The sequence below is a fragment of the Sphingobacterium sp. UBA1498 genome (genome assembly GCF_002325125.1).
Taxonomy (GTDB): domain Bacteria; phylum Bacteroidota; class Bacteroidia; order Sphingobacteriales; family Sphingobacteriaceae; genus Sphingobacterium.
Map to the genome: position 1 here is coordinate 98,549 of NZ_DCRG01000017.1, position 17,954 is coordinate 116,502.

The 17,954-nt window shown below is 38.7% G+C and carries 20 protein-coding genes; 7 read left to right on the top strand and 13 right to left on the bottom strand.

The window, feature by feature from the left end; translation table 11 throughout:
* Positions 1-33 precede the first annotated feature (33 nt).
* From B3139_RS10025 to B3139_RS10035, 3 genes are all read right to left on the bottom strand, one after another.
* The gene (locus tag B3139_RS10025) at positions 34-732 is read right to left on the bottom strand and encodes a response regulator transcription factor (RefSeq protein WP_293882468.1); all 699 of its coding nucleotides are present in this window, start codon (positions 730-732) and stop codon (positions 34-36) included.
* 103 nt (positions 733-835) lie between these two features.
* Positions 836-2,494, bottom strand: a complete 1,659-nt coding sequence (locus tag B3139_RS10030) for a sensor histidine kinase (protein ID WP_209579069.1) — start codon at positions 2,492-2,494, stop codon at positions 836-838.
* Positions 2,495-2,506: 12 nt separating this feature from the next.
* Positions 2,507-4,393, bottom strand: a complete 1,887-nt coding sequence (locus B3139_RS10035; RefSeq protein ID WP_293882470.1) for an alpha/beta hydrolase family protein — start codon at positions 4,391-4,393, stop codon at positions 2,507-2,509.
* 171 nt (positions 4,394-4,564) lie between these two features.
* Between B3139_RS10035 and B3139_RS10040 the strand changes: the two genes are divergently transcribed.
* A complete protein-coding gene (locus B3139_RS10040; protein ID WP_209579067.1) occupies positions 4,565-4,855 on the top strand; it encodes a DUF4286 family protein in 291 nt (96 codons plus the stop codon).
* 20 nt (positions 4,856-4,875) lie between these two features.
* Here the strand turns inward: B3139_RS10040 and B3139_RS10045 are convergent, their stop codons facing one another.
* The 6 genes from B3139_RS10045 to B3139_RS10070 all read right to left on the bottom strand — a co-directional run bounded on the left by B3139_RS10045 (position 4,876) and on the right by B3139_RS10070 (position 8,964).
* The gene (locus B3139_RS10045; protein WP_293882472.1) at positions 4,876-5,304 is read right to left on the bottom strand and encodes a DUF983 domain-containing protein; all 429 of its coding nucleotides are present in this window, start codon (positions 5,302-5,304) and stop codon (positions 4,876-4,878) included.
* Between the two features lie 31 nt (positions 5,305-5,335).
* A complete protein-coding gene (locus B3139_RS10050; protein WP_293882474.1) occupies positions 5,336-5,599 on the bottom strand; it encodes a hypothetical protein in 264 nt (87 codons plus the stop codon).
* Positions 5,600-5,626: 27 nt separating this feature from the next.
* Positions 5,627-6,328, bottom strand: a complete 702-nt coding sequence (locus tag B3139_RS10055; RefSeq protein WP_293882476.1) for an RluA family pseudouridine synthase — start codon at positions 6,326-6,328, stop codon at positions 5,627-5,629.
* Between the two features lie 87 nt (positions 6,329-6,415).
* Positions 6,416-7,420, bottom strand: coding sequence for an MlaD family protein (locus tag B3139_RS10060; RefSeq protein ID WP_209579064.1), 1,005 nt, complete (start codon positions 7,418-7,420; stop codon positions 6,416-6,418).
* A 5-nt stretch (positions 7,421-7,425) separates the two neighbouring features.
* A complete protein-coding gene (locus tag B3139_RS10065) occupies positions 7,426-8,199 on the bottom strand; it encodes an ABC transporter ATP-binding protein (protein WP_209579063.1) in 774 nt (257 codons plus the stop codon).
* A gap of 6 nt (positions 8,200-8,205) precedes the next feature.
* On the bottom strand, positions 8,206-8,964 hold the full coding sequence (locus B3139_RS10070; protein ID WP_209579062.1) for an MlaE family ABC transporter permease: 759 nt from the start codon (positions 8,962-8,964) through the stop codon (positions 8,206-8,208).
* Positions 8,965-9,218: 254 nt separating this feature from the next.
* On the opposite strand from B3139_RS10070, the gene B3139_RS10075 reads away from it, so the two are divergent.
* The 3 genes from B3139_RS10075 to B3139_RS10085 all read left to right on the top strand — a co-directional run bounded on the left by B3139_RS10075 (position 9,219) and on the right by B3139_RS10085 (position 12,730).
* Complete coding sequence (locus B3139_RS10075; RefSeq protein ID WP_293882481.1) at positions 9,219-10,694, top strand: DUF6600 domain-containing protein; 1,476 nt, start codon at positions 9,219-9,221, stop codon at positions 10,692-10,694.
* A 160-nt stretch (positions 10,695-10,854) separates the two neighbouring features.
* Positions 10,855-12,036 carry a nicotinate phosphoribosyltransferase gene (pncB, locus tag B3139_RS10080; RefSeq protein WP_293882483.1) on the top strand — a complete coding sequence of 394 codons (1,182 nt, stop codon included), beginning with the start codon at positions 10,855-10,857 and terminating at the stop codon, positions 12,034-12,036.
* The gene (locus tag B3139_RS10085; RefSeq protein WP_293882485.1) at positions 12,029-12,730 is read left to right on the top strand and encodes a class I SAM-dependent methyltransferase; all 702 of its coding nucleotides are present in this window, start codon (positions 12,029-12,031) and stop codon (positions 12,728-12,730) included. The genes pncB and B3139_RS10085 overlap by 8 nt, the downstream gene beginning before the upstream one ends.
* Positions 12,731-12,757: 27 nt before the next feature.
* Here the strand turns inward: B3139_RS10085 and B3139_RS10090 are convergent, their stop codons facing one another.
* From B3139_RS10090 to B3139_RS10105, 4 genes are all read right to left on the bottom strand, one after another.
* The gene (locus tag B3139_RS10090) at positions 12,758-13,690 is read right to left on the bottom strand and encodes a DUF4097 family beta strand repeat-containing protein (protein ID WP_293882487.1); all 933 of its coding nucleotides are present in this window, start codon (positions 13,688-13,690) and stop codon (positions 12,758-12,760) included.
* A gap of 96 nt (positions 13,691-13,786) precedes the next feature.
* A complete protein-coding gene (locus B3139_RS10095; protein WP_293882489.1) occupies positions 13,787-14,608 on the bottom strand; it encodes a hypothetical protein in 822 nt (273 codons plus the stop codon).
* Complete coding sequence (locus tag B3139_RS10100) at positions 14,598-15,155, bottom strand: RNA polymerase sigma factor (RefSeq protein ID WP_293882491.1); 558 nt, start codon at positions 15,153-15,155, stop codon at positions 14,598-14,600. Before B3139_RS10100 ends, B3139_RS10095 begins: the two co-directional genes overlap by 11 nt.
* A gap of 226 nt (positions 15,156-15,381) precedes the next feature.
* The gene (locus B3139_RS10105) at positions 15,382-15,864 is read right to left on the bottom strand and encodes a hypothetical protein (RefSeq protein ID WP_293882493.1); all 483 of its coding nucleotides are present in this window, start codon (positions 15,862-15,864) and stop codon (positions 15,382-15,384) included.
* Between the two features lie 519 nt (positions 15,865-16,383).
* Here B3139_RS10105 and B3139_RS10110 point away from each other — a divergent pair.
* Genes B3139_RS10110 through B3139_RS10120 form a run of 3 tightly spaced genes read left to right on the top strand, consistent with a single transcriptional unit; the run spans position 16,384 to position 17,671 of the window.
* A complete protein-coding gene (locus tag B3139_RS10110; protein WP_293882495.1) occupies positions 16,384-16,908 on the top strand; it encodes an NADPH-dependent FMN reductase in 525 nt (174 codons plus the stop codon).
* A gap of 36 nt (positions 16,909-16,944) precedes the next feature.
* Positions 16,945-17,166 (top strand): VF530 family DNA-binding protein, encoded by a 222-nt coding sequence (locus tag B3139_RS10115; RefSeq protein ID WP_209579053.1) that lies wholly within the window; start codon positions 16,945-16,947, stop codon positions 17,164-17,166.
* Positions 17,167-17,221: 55 nt separating this feature from the next.
* The gene (locus B3139_RS10120; protein ID WP_293882497.1) at positions 17,222-17,671 is read left to right on the top strand and encodes a KTSC domain-containing protein; all 450 of its coding nucleotides are present in this window, start codon (positions 17,222-17,224) and stop codon (positions 17,669-17,671) included.
* Positions 17,672-17,954 lie beyond the last annotated feature (283 nt).

Here is a 17,954-nt window from a genome sequence, read left to right on the forward strand (position 1 = left end):
TTAACAAAACAAACTCTTACCCGCTAATTATAATCAAATCTCCTCCTCGTCAACAAATTTATAGCCGAGTCCACGCACAGTCTGTAAATAATGTGGCTTGTCCGGATTTGTCTCGATCTTTTTCCGTAAACGAACCACATGCATATCTAAAGTACGCGTGTTGACATTTGAGCTATACCCCCACACAACTTCCATTAATTCTTCACGTGTAATCTCCCGCCCTAAATTCTGCAGGAAATGAAGTAAGATGCGGTTTTCCAAAATGGTCAACTCAACTTTCCTTCCGTCACGTATCAAGGAATGAATATTCGGATGATGTTCCGTCTGACCAAACTTGTACACTTCGGGACTGTTTTTCGGTAAGAAAAATTTCACCTTGTTATCGATCATCGCAATAAGCACATCCATATTGAAAGGCTTACTAATGTAATCAGTCACGCCAAAACTGTAAGCTTCAATTTTGTCCACATCTTGAGATTTAGCTGTCATCATGATGATAATATTCTCAAACCCCGCTTTGCGCACATCTTCACAGATCTCGTTGCCTTCTTTCCCTGGAAGCATCCAGTCCAGCAAAACAACATCGGGCCTTTTTTCCAAAATCAAACTTTCAGCTTCATTCCCATTTCCGCTTTGAATGACCTGATAGCCTTCGGATTCCAATCGATGTTTTACCAAGAACCGTAAGTTGTCATCATCTTCAATAACAGCAACAGTGATGTCTTTATTCATAAGTAAATAATTTGTCTTTTAAATGTCTTATGGAATATCCAGTTTATAACGATAAGTTTTCAATGCTTTCTAAACATGGATATTTCATATTTAAATTTATTTTTTAAACCGGAAATACCAAGGTAAAGGTGGTTCCCTGTCCCAATTGGCTTTTTACTGTAATATCACCGCCTATAAATTCAGTAATTTCTTTACAGAAAGCCAATCCCAAACCAATACTTCCTTGCTGATTATATTGACTTTTTATTCTATAAAACTTTTTGAAGATGTTGTTAAACTCCGCCTTCTCTATTCCTATTCCTTCATCCTTAAAAGTGATAACAAAATTCTTCTTATTTTGTTGTATCGCAATATCCAATATTTTATGCCCCGCTTTAGAATATTTATAGGCATTATCAATCATATTTTGAAACACACTACTTAATAACACCGGATCAGCAAGCATTGATGTCCTTACATCAATTTTTGTGCTAATCTTGAAATCTGGATATTTTATTCTTGACGAAGCTACTAGATTTTCCGTAAACATCTTCAAGTCAACCTCTTCTTTATTTAATTTTATCGTTTTATTTTCGATCTGGCTAAAAGATAATAGCTTATTCATCAAGTTATTTAAACGATCTGCCTCCTGATCCAGTATATTTCCATACATTTTACGTTCTTCATCAGAGAGCACCTGCGCACTCTTAATGTTATTTCCAGCAATCTTAATCACACTCACTGGTGTCTTAAACTCGTGTGTAAGATTATTGATGAAATCGTACTGCAATTTAAAAAGTCTTCCGTTAATTTCTAAATTTCTATAAATTAAATATAGTATAGCAATTAAAATGATGTAAATCAACGATACGCCACCCAAAACAGGCCAAAAACTACGATTTATTTCTTTGGAAAGAAAGTTCTTGCTCGATCTAAAAAGGAGCTTATAGTCGGCCAGTGCTCCAGGTAAAGGCATCTCTGTTGAAATCTCGTCATTTTCAGGTGTGATAGGTGCACCTACCAAAGGAACAATCTCCACTTTCTCATAAAGATTAGAATAGCTATTTTTCACCTCGAGGAACATTGGATCGATCTGAAAATTAAACATATCCTGTTCGTAGCCAACGGTATGATCCAAATTACCTTCCATAATTGACTTATAGACAATTAAATCGTTGACCCTCGGAATATTGAGATAGGTAATCTGACCAGGTCTTATGGTATAAAAAACCTTTAAGATATCTTTATCAGAAAGTTTGGCATTCGGTTGCAATTTATCAATATACGTTGCCAACTTTACGCCGATATTATTGATCTCTTCAGAATGTAACCCCATTTGACCGCGATCTCGTATGGTATTTTTATGCAGCCCAGATCTGGAAACAGTAAAAAAAGTAATCGTTTTCGGTTGAATTCTGAGGTTATTAACGATAAAGCCATAATTTAAATTATGATCATTATTGAATTGTAAATCAAAAAAACCAATCTCCCTGACAAACGGATAAGAACTTAATATGCTGTAAGCATATTTACCCGCCTGAACAGAGTCCAAAAAACCTTGATAAAAAGAAACTTCAGGAATTCTATTTTGAAAAAAATCATTGAAAGGAACCAAGGTCTGATCAAATATCTCCGATTTTCTATTCGTAAATTCATTTTTGATATGCGATTCTGTATAGCTACGAGAAAGAAATAAGGCAAATATATACAAGCCACTGATTACGATGAAAAACATCAACAGTAATCCGTAGTTCTTTCGATAGCTATATTTCTCTGCTTTCATAATCGCCAGCCTTTAGTCCACAAGATATTTCGCCAAAAATCGCTCCAACTCATTATAATAACCAAAGACATTCTCATCGCGCTTAAAAGTTCTATCTTCATCCTCTTTCAGGATGTATTGCACTGGAATGTTATTATTCTTTAATTTCTGTACAAATTGATTTGCATCTGTCACCGAACTAAACCTGTCCTTTCCTCCTTGTACCAATAGTACCGGTATCTTTACTTTGTCTGAATGAAAGACGGGTGATATATTTTTGAATAATTCACCCTCCCGGATAGGATTTCCAACGATTTGATACATTTTCTGTACATAAGATTTAAAATAGGGCGGTATATCTCTGAAGTACGTAAATAGATTGGTATAACCCGAATAAGACACGGCGCATTTATATAAATCAGAATTAAAGCAAGCGGCATGCAACGCCGAATAACCTCCAAAACCTTTCCCTACGATAGCAACACGTTCGCGATCAGCAATACCCTCCTTAATTAACCATTTCACCCCATCGGTAATATCATCCTGAATCTTCCCCCCCCATTCTTTAAATCCAGCAGTCCAAAACTTCTTACCGAAACCTGTGGATCCCCTATAGTTCATTTGAAAAACCAAATAGCCTCTATTCGCTAAAAACTGTGCCTCATTATCGAAGCCCCAAACTTCACGTCCGTTAGGCCCATCATGAGGAAGGACAACCATAGGCAGGTTTTTGCGATTGGAATGTATAGGATAAGTTAAATAACCCGAAATCTGAATACCGTCCCTCGCAGTATAAGTGATATATTCATTTGGAGAGAGCTCCTTATCTTTTAAATCAGAATTATTATCCGCTAACTTTGTCAACTTTTGTGTCGAAAAATCATAAAAGTAAATCCCTCCAGGGTTGACATCGGTGTAGGTTTTAATGATAATCTTATTGCCTGAACTGTCAGTACTCAATACCTGATATTCAAAGCCATCAATCTGCTTCGCTAATTGATCGTACTTTTGTTTGGTAGTCTCATCAAAGAAATGCCTGTGCTGTCTCGAAGTGGTATAATTTACAAACAACAGCTTATTCTGTTCAGTAAAATATCCCCCAGAGCTCACGTCAACATCCTTGTGGCTAAAAAGTTCACCTAATTCTTTGTGATTTGCCAAATCATAGCTTATCAAAGCCAGTTTATCGCGGTCGACATTCGATAACGCATAGATGATAGCATTCGAATTATCCTTATAACCCAATGGCGTAAAACTACTTTCAACATCACAGCGTATAATCTCCTTAAATGGTTCGTTATCGGAGCTTCGGTACAGTAGCGACTGTTGAACAGAATCGTTGGCTACAGCCATTCGTACCTGACCATCATTAGATACCACCCAAGAACTCATATTTCCTGGATTTTGCAAAATCAACTTCCGGGGTCTTCCGTCTAAATAAATCCGATAAAGATCAAAAAATGAAGAATCTCGATCATTCATCGCCCCTATAAAACTATTGCCCCCGGTAGTCATGGCATGAATCCATCGAAACCGACCACGAATCGGCTTGATCAATGGCCAAATCTTCTCTGTATTGATATCGACCGCATATAAACGTAAACTATCCTGTGCGGATTGCTCTGTCAAAAACGAAATTTTAGAGTTATCGTTCCATGCAAAAGATTTTACATTAATATCATTTTGATAAGTAAGCTGCTTAGAGCTATCCTGATGAATCAAATCTATCAAGTAAATATTTTTGCAATGATTGTCGAGGCCGATATAGGCTATAAAGCGACCATTTGGAGAAATCTTAAAGTTTGATTTTTCAGGCTTAGAAAAAAATTGATTTATTGGAATAGGCTCAACATTATGGTGTTGACACCCCAACATGATCATGGTAGAAAAAAGTAAACCTATCCAAAATTTCATCCTCATAATCCCAAATGCATCCTTATCATATATTCCAAATATTGCAATTAAATACGAATTTTCATTCAATGCAACCTTATTTTTACAAGATATACCAATTAAATGTAATTTTCAAACTTCTCGCGCTTCCTGCTCTAAGAATCTTTTTTATCGTAGAAAAATAGCGTATTTTTGTCTATGTTTTTATACAATGTCTCTGTTATAGCAGAAGAAACAATCCATCAGGAGGTTGTTTCATGGATTCAGGATAATATCGTGCAATCCCAAAAATTCGAAGTGCATTTTCTGGAAATGCTTCAGTCTCCACACGAAGGTATGACCTACTGTATACAGGTTGTACTCCCAACAGAAGAACATATAGTAAACTTCCAGCAAGTGCATCTCATCCCATTGCAACACCTTATTTCGGAAGTATATAAAGACAAGGTTTTCCTTTTCGATAGTACGATGAAATACCTAAAAAAATAAAAGAGCTCTTGCGAGCTCTTTTATTTTTTTTCTTCGTTAACACCATGACCACCTTCACCGAGGTTCGCTTCATTCCTTTCACGTATCTCCAACTCCAATTCATATCTCGGGTCATAACTAATTTTTGGCGTTAAAAAATGAAGCAAAATTAAGCGCGCATACCTAAAATTAAAAGGTGCAAAGATCAAAATGGTTACCGCAAGGCCAATCAGATAAAACCAGGGAGATTCGCTTCCTGTCAGAATTGCAATAGCAACCGATACAGTAACAATCTCAGCGACTGACAAAGCATAGCTCACATACATTGCAGCATAAAAATAACCAGGCTCGACCTCGTATTTAACACCACAATAGGGGCATATATCATTCATGTGCTGCTTGCGCAAGCTGTATACCTTTCCTACAAATACATCACCAATATGACACTTAGGACATTTGGAATGTATCATTGCATGGAATTTAGATGTAGGCATTAAAAATCTATTTTATTTCGTTTAAAAACTTTTTTGTTACAGGATTCTTCTTGCGGTATTTTTTATACCATAAATAGCCAAGTCCTGCAGCTGCCAGATAAGGTATGACCAGCAGAAACAAAATACCATCATTCAGCCCCTTTCCTTGCATATTTCCTTCCTTCGTTCCATTCTCAGCGTTCAACGTACACATGGCACATTGTCCATAAGAAACAGATGTAGCTGAGCAGCTTAAGGTAAATATCAGGAGTAAATATTTAAACCATTTCATAGTACAAAGATACTGAAATTTTAACCACTACCCCGCCAAAGATTCAAATTTATCCCAAAAGCCATCTTTAGGCAATAAAGCAACCAATTCCATCTTATCTTTCCTGATTGGATGCGTAAACGCTAATGAACGAGAATGTAAGCAAATACTCCCCAAAGAACTGCCTCTTGGATATCCATACTTATTATCGCCAACAATAGGACAGCCCATAGCAGCGAGTTGGGCACGAATCTGATGGGTACGACCGGTCAGCGGCTCTACGCGCAATAAATAAAAACCATTTAATTCACCTACCAACGTATAATCTAACTCCGCATAACTTCCTCCCTTCACCTCGCGTGGAAACGCCTTGGTTACCCGTGTTTGTCTATTTCTGATCAGCCAATTAATAAGTTTCCCTTCGGTTTTTCGTGGTCGCTGTCTGACTATTGCCAAATAAGTTTTTTTCACGTCTCTATCCTGAAAAAACTTGTTCATCCGCTCAAGAGCCTTGCTCGTTTTGGCGAAAAGTATCATACCGCTTACCGGTCTATCTAAACGATGAATAACACCGACAAAAGCTTCATTTGGTTTATCATATTTCTTCTTTAAATACGCTTTCACCATATCTTCCATCGACATATCTCCCGTTTCATCAATTTGCACAATATCCCCCGCCTTCTTATTTATCGCTATGAGGTGATTGTCTTCGTAAATAACGTCCTTCTCTGCAATTTCAGTGTGATTCATATTTTCAATTCTAAACGGGCTCCCCCAATATGATTAAAAAAAGGCTCTACGCAAGCGTAAAGCCTTTTCATAGTTCTATCATTCAACTTACTTCGCTGTATCTGATTTAAGCAGTTCAGCCTTTTTCGCATCTTCTTTCATTTTCTTTTTGAAGAAACCGCGCAGCAGGAAATTATGCTGCAGCGCTTCCATATTTTCATCCAGCTTTGATGTACTCGAATTCAAGTTATTAATTGCTGATTTGATTTGATTTGCCGATTCAGGATCATTCAACAAAACGCCCACTGCATTATCTTTATCATTTAATCGTCCCGAAGCGTTGTTCAAATTATTTATCAATGCATTTGCTGTCTGAGAGACCCCCTGTAATTGTGCAGCAGATTGACGTAAACTAGAGAAAATAGCGGTATCAGTCGTCAAATCATGAATCAGTCCCTTATTACTATTTAAAGAATTTGTCAGGGTAACTAGATTTGCAGAAGCCTTATTTGCATTATTCATAGCAGCACTGATGGACAATAGTGTAGCACGTAAAGTATTCACCATGGAGGTATCCGTCAACATGGCACCAACCATTCCTTTGCCATCGGCCAATCCTCGTGATATCTCCACGAAGTCAGTGGTAATCTTAGCCAGGTTTTCATTGTTAACCTGCAATGTTTCCATCATTGCTTCCATATCTGCGGTTTTTGCTGAACGCAAAAAATCACCTGTTTCAACAGTAGGGGCATTCTGCGACCCTCCAGAGATAACAACAATCTTATTGCCGATCAATCCATCCGAGCCTAACTTTGTCACAGCGTCTTTCCGAATATACTCAGCAGATTTTTCCTCAATCGTTAATACCACCTCAACATCCTGCACGCTCTTAAAGTGGATATTCTTAATAATACCTACTTTGACTCCAGAAAACCATACATTACTTCCTACTTTCAACCCAGCGACGTCAGGAAACGAAGTCGTAATCTCGATATTTTTAGTAAATTTCTTTTGTTGGCTACCCAAAATGAAAATACCCGCCAATAAAATCAATACGCCTAAAAAAACAAAAACACCAACAATGATTGCTCTTTTATTTTCTGCCTTACTCATGTATATTATAGAATAAAATTATAATTATAAAACGCTCTTACGCGAGCGTCCTCTGTATCAAAAATCTCTTCAAAAGACCCCTGTCTCTCAAACTTACCGTCTAACAACATCACGATACGGTCTCCCACCTCTTTTGCACAAGCCAAATCGTGCGTGATAATAATTGATGCTGTTTTATATCTTTCCTGAACTTCGTTGATCAATCCATTAATGTCCAGACAAGTAATCGGATCTAATCCTGCCGTTGGCTCATCATACATCATGATTTCTGGCCTCAGAATCAACGTGCGCGCAATACCAATTCGCTTACGCTGTCCACCAGAAAGCTCCGATGGCATCTGATTGATGGCCTGAGAAAGTCCAACGCCATCTAACACCTCCTCTACAGCATGATCGATTTCAGATCGCGTCAAATTACGCTTATTACGAACCAACGGAAACTCTAGATTTTCACGTACGGTCATACTATCATAAAGCGCACTATTCTGAAAAGAAAACCCTATTTTTAGCCGTAATTCACGCAGTTCACGATCATTTAGTTCTGTCACAGAATCTCCGAGTACATTAATCGTACCTTCATCCGGCCTCAACAATCCTGCGATTAATTTGATTAACACAGATTTACCTGTACCCGAACGTCCTAATACAACAAGGTTCTCTTCTTTATATAAATCCAAATTAACGCCCCGAAGCACATGGTTATCACCAAAAGACTTGCTAACATTCCTTATTTCAATGACCGGCTTCGAATGGTCAATGCTTGATTGAATCTTTTCCATAGCTCACTATCCAAAGAACGATAAAATCTGAACAATAATTATTTCCTCAATAAAAACAAGGAACATCGACGCCACAACGGCCGCATTGGCAGCTTTACCAACACCCTCTGTCCCCTTGGAAGAAAAATAACCACAATAACAACTTACAGCGCCTATCGTAAAACCAAATATAACAGCACGCAACACCATAGCTCCTAAATCTTTAAATGCTATCGTTTCAAAAACCTGTGTAAAAAAACTCAAAAAGCTCAAGTCATCTTTACTCATCATACTGAGATAGCCACCTAAAAGACCGATGCCGGCAACATAAAAACAGAGCACAGGAATTCCGATCGTTGTAGCCAATATTCTACTTACAATAAGATATTTATAAGGATTGGTTCCAGAAACTTCCATGGCATCTATTTGCTCTGTAACATTCATCGAACTTAATTCCGCACCAATTTGAGACCCCACTTTGCCCGAAGCTATTAAAGCCGTAACTAATGGTGCCAATGCACGAACAATAGCGATCGAAATTAACGAAGGCAACATCGAAGTTGCCCCAAATTCCTCCAAAGAAGGACGTGATTGTTTTGTAAAAACAAAGCCCACAATAAATCCCGTTAAACTGATCAAAGGCAAAGATTTGTAGCCTATTTCATAGCATTGGCGGACAATTTCTTTGAATTCATATGGTGGAGTTACCAATTCGCGCCAAAACCGTAGCAAAAAACGGTGAATATTTGCGAATTCTAGAAAAAAAGTCTGAAGTTTTTTAGCCATTTAAATGATGTCTATTTCAAATTAATGTGTCTTAAAACACGTCTTATGCTGAACAAACACGTAGCAATTCGAGCGGTAAAGGTAAATAAAAATATGTATCCAAATTGTCGTTTATGTAAAAAGATCATCAATTTGACTTTCACGTAAAAATAATCAGATTTCCAATGTACCGATTAAACCATTTTATTCGTTATGCTGTCATAATAACAAAGACTACGGCATAGAGTTTTGTCACACTTTAAAATATTACAGAAATGAAAAATTTAGGCAACATAAAATATTGGGTACTGGGGTTTATTGGTATCGCTTCTTTCTCAAGCTGTGCCACCTCGATGGCCCAACGCGGTGGATATAATAATTATGACCATTATAACAACGCTGGCGTCTCATTCCAGCTGTTTTATGATCAACTATCGCCTTATGGACAATGGGTTAATGACCCGAATTATGGTTACGTTTGGATTCCGGACGTTGGCCCTAACTTTCAACCCTATGCCACAAATGGTTATTGGACGATGACTGACTATGGAAATACCTGGGTATCCAACTATGACTGGGGCTGGGCACCATTTCACTACGGTCGCTGGAATTACAATGATCGCTATGGATGGGGCTGGGTTCCTGACTATGAATGGGGACCGGCATGGGTAAATTGGCGTCAAAGTAGCGACTATTACGGCTGGGCCCCCATGGGACCAGGTATGAATATCAATGTATCCGTCAATATTCCAATGAACTTCTGGACATTTGTGGGAGTCAATCATTTCATGAGCAGGGATATGGATCGTTATTATGTGAATCGTAGAAATTACAATAACATTTATAACAGAACCACAGTTATCAACAATACAACGATCATTAACAACAACTATTATGTTGGCGGCCCACGAAGAGCAGACATCGAGCGCTCAACAGGAAGAAACATCACAGTAAATAGGATAGCAAATGCGGATAGACCTGGATCGGTTCGTAGTAGCAGCAATCGCAGCAATGAAATCAGTATGTACCGTCCGGCTGTAGATCGTAATACGCGGTCGTCTGCACGTCCAACGAAGGTAGTGGATGCCTCTACCCGAACACGGAATAACAATAGCGAGATATCCGATCGTACCAATCGCGTTATCAGTAACCGCGATAACATCGATTCAAGATCTGGAAGTCGTGAGTTGTATATTGACAACAGTGGAAATGCTTCTGTAAGATCCCGTAATGATGCCAACAGTACAGGCTCGAGCCGCAGTTCAATCAATAACACTAGAAGCGGAGACAACGGGGCGACAAATAGAAATACGAATGGTACACAACCTAATTCGAGTAACTATGATTTTAGGACGCGATCAGGTCGGCAATCGGATGCTCCAAACAACAATAACCCTACATCTACCAGTAGAGGGAGGCAGAACGGTTCCGATCAGACTGTACCGCCACGCGTAGTTCAACCTACAACAGCACCGCAACGGAACGGAAATTATGATGGTAACAGCACACGTTCGGGCCAACCCGTGTCTCAGCCGGTACAAAGTCGAAATTCCGATAGCCGGACGCGTTCGAACCAACCGGTGTCTCAACCAGTGGCCCAACCGTCTCAAAATCGGAGTTATGAAAACACCAGAAGCAGATCCAATACAGATAATTCATCGTCTGTATCGCGATCAAGAAATTCTGGAAGCTCAGGTGAGCGTAGCTCCGGACGTTCTTCACAAGGTTCTGAAAGATCTAGAACAAGATAAGGATGACCGAATAACATGATAATTCATAAAAGGCGGATGAAATAACAAATTTCACCCGCCTTTTACATATGTGTCTTTTGATATTTATCATGAACAATCCACACAATTTCACGTTAATTAGTAAATTTACCGCTTCAAACAAAAAAACAGATCGATAAGGATGGCTTCATTTACCTCTATATTAGATAATGACTTCTATAAATTCACGATGCAGCATGCTGTAGTCAAGTTGTTTCCAAAGGCCAAGGCTCGTTATCATTTTATCAATCGGGGACACCACAAGTTTCCTGAGGGTTTTGATGTCCTCTTGAAGCAGGCTGTTAACGAAATGGCTAATTTGAAACTAACAAAAGCCGAAAAGACTTTTTTTGCCAGAACTTGTCCTTATATCGACCCAACCTATTTTGACTTTCTCCAAGGTTACCGATATGATCCCGAAGAAGTCAAAATATTTCAGGATGGTCCCGATCTAGAAGTCGTTATCGAAGGGTACTGGTATCGCACTATCCTCTGGGAAGTTCCGTTGATGTCTCTTATCTGTGAACTTTTTTATGAATCCCAGGGCTTACAACGTTCCTCCGATGCAGACGTAATCGCCACAGCGAAAGATAAAATCGAAAAATATAAAAAACTCAATATTACTATTGCTGATTTTGGCACCCGAAGACGCCATTCTCATGAAGTGCATGATTTGGTCGTTCGTACACTCAAGCAATATGGCGAAAAAACATTTATTGGCACCAGCAATGTCTATTTAGCAATGAAATATGAAACGAAGCCCATCGGCACCCATGCCCATGAATGGTTTATGTTTCACGCCGCTAAATATGGCTACAAAATGGCCAACCTCCTGGGACTGGAACATTGGTCTGATGTGTATCGGGGCGACCTCGGAATAGCACTATCGGACACCTATACAACAGAAGTCTTCTTTCAGCAATTCGATAAAAAGTTAACCAAATTATTTGATGGAGTCCGACATGATAGTGGAGATCCTCTTGAATTTGCAGATAAAGTTATTGCACACTATAACAAAAATGGAATCAATCCGCTTTCAAAGACCATTATATTTTCTGATGGCCTAGACTATGAAAAAGTCGAAAGAATTGCGGGCTACTGTGAGGGTAAAATCTTACATTCCTTTGGCGTTGGCACCAATTTTACGAATGATGTAGGTCTTAAACCAATGAATATTGTCATCAAGATGACAGATGCTTTGCCAGAAGATGATCAATGGAGTCCCGTCATCAAATTATCTGACGAACCGATGAAACATACAGGAGATGAAGACTCCATTTATATTGCAAAGAAAGTATTAATGATTGATGATGACCATGCATAGAGACGTATACGGTGAAGCCCTTGATGATTACTTTGTACATCAAGAAGAAAAATTCCCCCTCATACTCCATACCAGCTATGGCGATAAAGACGAAATGCCGGTAGAGATTTTCTTTCGGGAACCTGATGATTTCCCTGAGCTAGAATTTATTGGTCTATCGCTCTGCGATGGACGTGTATTGGATGTGGGCGCTGGAGTAGGCAGCCATAGTCTATATTTACAAGAAAAAGGCTTTGAAGTGGATGCATTGGAACAATCCCAAACCGCTTGCCATATCATGCAGCAACGCGGTGTACAACATATTATCTGCGAAGACTTTTATAAATTTAAAGGGCAGCGATACGATACGCTTTTGCTGCTGATGAACGGGATTGGTATTGCTGGAGATGTGGAGGGCTTTCGAAAACTACTAGCGCATAGTAAAGAAATATTGACGGAAAATGGGCAGCTGATTTTTGATTCGTCCGATATCAGTTATTTGTATAAAGATTACAACGTCAAGGAGCCGGCCCACTATTTCGGGGAAATCCAATATCAGTATGAATACAAAGGCTCCCGAGGCGATCTCTTCAAATGGCTGTATTTAGATCAGGATTTATTGATTAAAATTTCGCACGAAATGGGTTGGGTAGTCCAAATTTTATATGAAGATGAGAATGATCAGTATCTCGTACGTATGGAAATAAAAAAGTAGCCTGTTATCTACAACAGGCTACTTTTACTACTTCTGCGTCCTGATATAAATATCTCCCAGGGATGTTTTCAAAATCACGTCCTGTCCACCGCCGTTCATTTTGCCCTTCACTGCATTACCCATAGGGATTGACTGGGGCTCCTCAGCGCTTTTTTCAAATTGGAATTCATCTGCGGCATAGATATTTCCCATTGCTGATTTCACATCCACATTTGCCCCAAAATTCTTGGGAAAAGCAACATCTACAGCGCCCATTGCAGCGACAAGAGAAATAGGTCCTTTGACCGGTTGAACAAACTTGGCTGTTACATCTCCCTGTGCAACCTTCACATTGATTGGTCCCGTTACGTTCAACAAATTCACATTTCCCATCGTATTGGAAACTTCCACCTCAGCGCGCATATCTTTCAATTCGATCACTCCAGCATTGAACATCGCACCACGCCCCCCTTTTATCGTCAACGGTAGATCCATAGGTATCTTGATTCGGATAGAATCCTCTAGGGGCATCCCGACCATGCTTATTTCGGTCACTCCACCTTCTGTTTTGATATTCATTCCAAGTCCCGAATTATCCGATAATCCAGAACCATTAACGACACGTAGGCCTTTTGCACGATCATTTCCCTCATTATCCTCAACCTTAGCGGTAATCAGCACATCCTTCCCCTTATACCCTTCGATATAAACATTATCCAACTTTAACAGGAGTTTACTTCCTAAATTAGGCACTTTAATTTCCTTCCAGCTTTTGGGTCCATTAGAACCGCCGAATCCTGAAGAATTGAATGTAAAATTAGTACTATTACTTACGGCAACGCCTGAAACCGCTCTAGCCTTTTTAGGAGGATTAGGAGGCTTTGGCGCAGCAACTCCTTCCACACTTTCATTTACCTGGGCCTGTAATGCACTTGCAAAAATAAGTGCTATCCCAATCATCATTATCCTTAACTTTTTCATCTCAATTTATTTTTTCTTCCTTATTATTAACCAAGCCATCTGCTCTACCTTCTCGTAAGCGAGCCTACACAAGTGGACGTTCTTGAATCTATTCATCTATTGATTTAATAATACCGCATACGCCTGTTCTTTCACAAATTTCAAGGTGAAGGGATCCTCCACAATTTCAGTTAACTTTTCTTTTGTTGTCGCTTTCATCTTTGGATCATCTTGCTGAACCATCATTTGCATAAGCTCCATTTGCAACGTGGGATCATTTTGCACCACAAAGAAGTCCTGAACTTTCTGCTGACGTTCTTCTTGGCTCAGTCCACTTAATATCGTTTCGATTGCAGCTATACGCACATTACTATTTTGATCCGATACAGCAGTCCTTTCCAATGCTCCTCTACTATTCCGATCTAACCTACCTTCATCTTTCAACGCTAAGACAGCACTTAGACGTGCGCTTGCGGAACTCGAATCCTGAAGCATCTCAACGTAATCAATTTTCTCTTGCATTTTACCTAAACCAGAGGTCGTTATGTTTGCTGTTGCCAACTGCTTTCTTTTGGTTTGCCTACCCGCTATTGCCATAGACGAAGTCAATTTAGTTGAATTATCGTTATCAGCGCGTCCTACTGTTTCGTTAACGGCTTTTTTATCGCCTTCATTTTCACGAACAACATGAGGACGTACAGCAGCCACAGGTTTTTCAGTCATTAAGTCGCCCGGTCTGTTAAAAGCGATAAATGCTGCTGTTCCTACCAATAAGACCGCTGCAGCAATACTAGCCCACTTCCAAAGAGGCTTAATCTTTCTTTGCTGAACAGGTGGAACTACTTGCGGTCTTATTTTATTCCATAAGTCAGCCGAAGGTTCTCTCTGATCAAATGATTCCCGATTAGCGTTCACAAAATCTTTTAAATTATCCCGCATAATTATACCTTTCCTTCAATTGTTCGTAAATTTTCTTTTTTGCGCGATGGTATTGGCTACGGACGGCAACTGCTGTCATTCCCAATGCTTCCGCGACTTCGTCATGGCTCATATTTTCAAACAGATAAAGGTTAATGACCATCTTGGGCACCCCCGTCAGCTGGTCGATCGCCTGCTCCAAATCCGTTAAACGACATTCACGCCATTCCTTTTCCAGTAATTCATCTTCGCCATCATCCTGAATTTCCAAATCGTCCACCGACGTAAAATACTGTTTATTCTTCCTTAACAGTGAAATGGCCTTATTCACGCCCATCCTTCTCAACCAAGCTTCCACACTGAGAACCAAATGCCACTTTTCCGATCTTGAAAAAAAGTCAACAAAAGTCTCCTGCAAAATATCTTCACTCTCTTCCTGATTGGCCAAAATCCGATAAATAGAATTAAAGATCTTTTTTGCATAGCGATGATAAAGCTGCGCATACCCAGACTCATTACCCGTTTGGCACATCGCTAATAAATCTTTATCGCTAAGCTGATTTTGCACGTTGTAAAATTAATTCTGTTAATTCTTATGTTTCTACTATGTAGTCGACACCCTCCCGAAAATGTTGCAATATAATTTCACTTTTTTTACAAATAATTTTAAAAGTACCTAAAATGCCGTTTAGACGATCCTGTACTGCAAAAAAAAAACAGAACAATGATCTTAAGTATCTGCATGATTAAAATAGCTTGATACCGATGCTATAACTCCTTTATACCAATATTGACTATCTGACTTTAAGATAGGTTTCTACAATAGTATGGTGAACTCCTAATTCTGGCAGATTTTCCACGCCTGTTTGAATCAATGTATCCCCCTTTATCTTGAGTTGAAAATTAAATGTATTCCTTTCCCAATCACGTATAGAACAATATTGCAAACTTTCTTGATATTTAACACCATCAAAGGAATAGGTCCCGCCGCCCGCTACAAACAAAGGTTCTTTCCCTTTGCCTTTTTCCTTATCATGATTAAAAAAAGAAAAGTGGTCATCATTAAACATTTTAAACATCTCTGTTTTGCTGCTGTCTGTAAAAGCTGTCACAGTATCCTTTCCTTTAATTGTCTTGCTGTCAATTAACTTATACGTACCGGCCAAAGATTTTGATTTTAACGCATGCATTTCTTTCTTGTCCCCGTTTCCTTTACATGAAAAAAACAAACAGGAAGTCGATACCACAAATAGCAAATGATTTTTTAGGTTCATCATATTTATAAAAGGTTTATAGCAGCCAAACTACAAAAGTTCAGGCTCAATCAAAACAAACTACGCTAATTATTTAGCTGACCAAACTAAACACACCACCAATAGTCAAGCTTCAGTTTAGTTCCATCTGGATACTCCATCAACAAGGCATGCTATATCCATTCCCCCATTTGCAATAAGCAATTTTTAATCCTATTTTAGCGATGGTTAAAATTAATATAAAGCAATGCATAACGCATGTTGATGCTTTTAATTAATCATTTTTTCAATGAAGGATGGTGTTGGTCCACCATCCTTTTTTTATTTTCTGATCCAATCACCGTCTTCTATAATTTCACCTGAAATCGGCTATCCTTACTGAGGAAAGTTGGATCAAAAACAAACCAATCTAAAAATTACAGCGAATCGGAGAATAAAGTAAATCGTTTGAATCGAATATTGTAATTTAGTTTCTTCATTCAGCATATAAGAAAAATACAAACACAGCGGATATACACAACCGTTGATTAGATTTAGACTCACATGAAAACTATTTTTGCAATTGTAGGTAGCGCCAGTACCCATTCATCCAATCATCATATTATAAAGCACCTACAAAAAGAGATTAATGGCGATATCCATTTCACGCTATTTGATCGTCTGAAAGAACTGCCGCATTTTGATCCAGATGAGAGCCAGTCCCATCCACCTATTGAAATTATTGCATTACGCCAAATTATTCAAGAAGCAGACATTGTTTTGATCAGCAGTCCCGAATATATTTTCAGTGTGCCCAGTGGATTAAAAAATCTACTTGAGTGGTGCGCAGCAACAACAGTTTTCAACGATAAGCCCATAGGTATCATCACCGCCGCTGCACAAGGTGAACATGCACACGTCGAACTGCAACACATCATGCGCGGATTAGGAGCCCAAATTGATGAAAAAAGAAACCTACTCATCGAAGGAGTAAGGGGCAAACTGGACAGTGCGGGAGAAATCTGGGATGAACAACTCCGTACAGCGTTAAAGGAACTGGCTGCACAACTAATTGATAGTAAAAATTAGCACGATCCATCAATTGAAGATTATTATCTTTACGACATGCAAGAACAAATTAATAATCCACTACACGGTAAAAGACTTGACACCATTATAGAATATTTAGTAGAGTACTATGGTTGGGAAGAATTAGGTCAACGCATAGCTATTCGATGTTTCAATGAGAATCCAAGTGTCAAATCTTCGTTAACTTTTTTAAGAAAAACACCTTGGGCTAGAGAGAAGGTCGAGCAGCTCTACGTAAAAACGTTATTGAAAAAATAAGTTTTTTTCCTATTTTATAGCGAATAATCTGATTATTAAGCATAACTTTGCCGCCATGAAAAAAATTGCCGACTACCGGAAGTTACTTAACGTAGATAAATCTGTGGATCTCAAAACCCTGAAATCTACTTACCGGACGATCATGAAAGAATGTCATCCAGATAAATTTGTCAATGATGAAGAAGGTCGTTTGGCTGCAGAGGAAAAAAGTGTTGCGATGATCGAAGCATACCACTTTCTGGTAAGCATCTGTTCTGAAACATTAGAGCAACAATTGCCCATCTACACAGAAACAATTACCAATTCAGGTATTCAAGATATTGACTGGAAAGGACAAATATTGACTGTCACTTTTCAAGACGGCAGCCAATATGAGTATTTCGGTGTTCAGCGAAACGATTATATTAAATTTGTCAATGCAGATTCTTTAGGTCGATTTGCCCGTAGACACATCTTCCATTCTTACCCTTACCGTAATGTATTAAAGACTGCAACAGTATCTTAGAAACTGTTTTCATCCAGCTATACAAAGATAAACGCCCGCTATCCGATGGATATTGGGCGTTTATATAAAATGTTAAATGTTTAAAAGCTATCTATAGAACAACACTGTTAACAAATAGTTTTATCATTTTAATATAAAGTCCGCAGACGCTCTACCGTAAAATGTATTAGGCATTTGCGCTCACTTGCAGCTTTCCATACTCTCCTATTTCCCAAAAGGACCTATTAAATCTTACAGCAAAGATAAAGCTCTTACAGCAAAGATAAAGGTACTGTTTTAAATT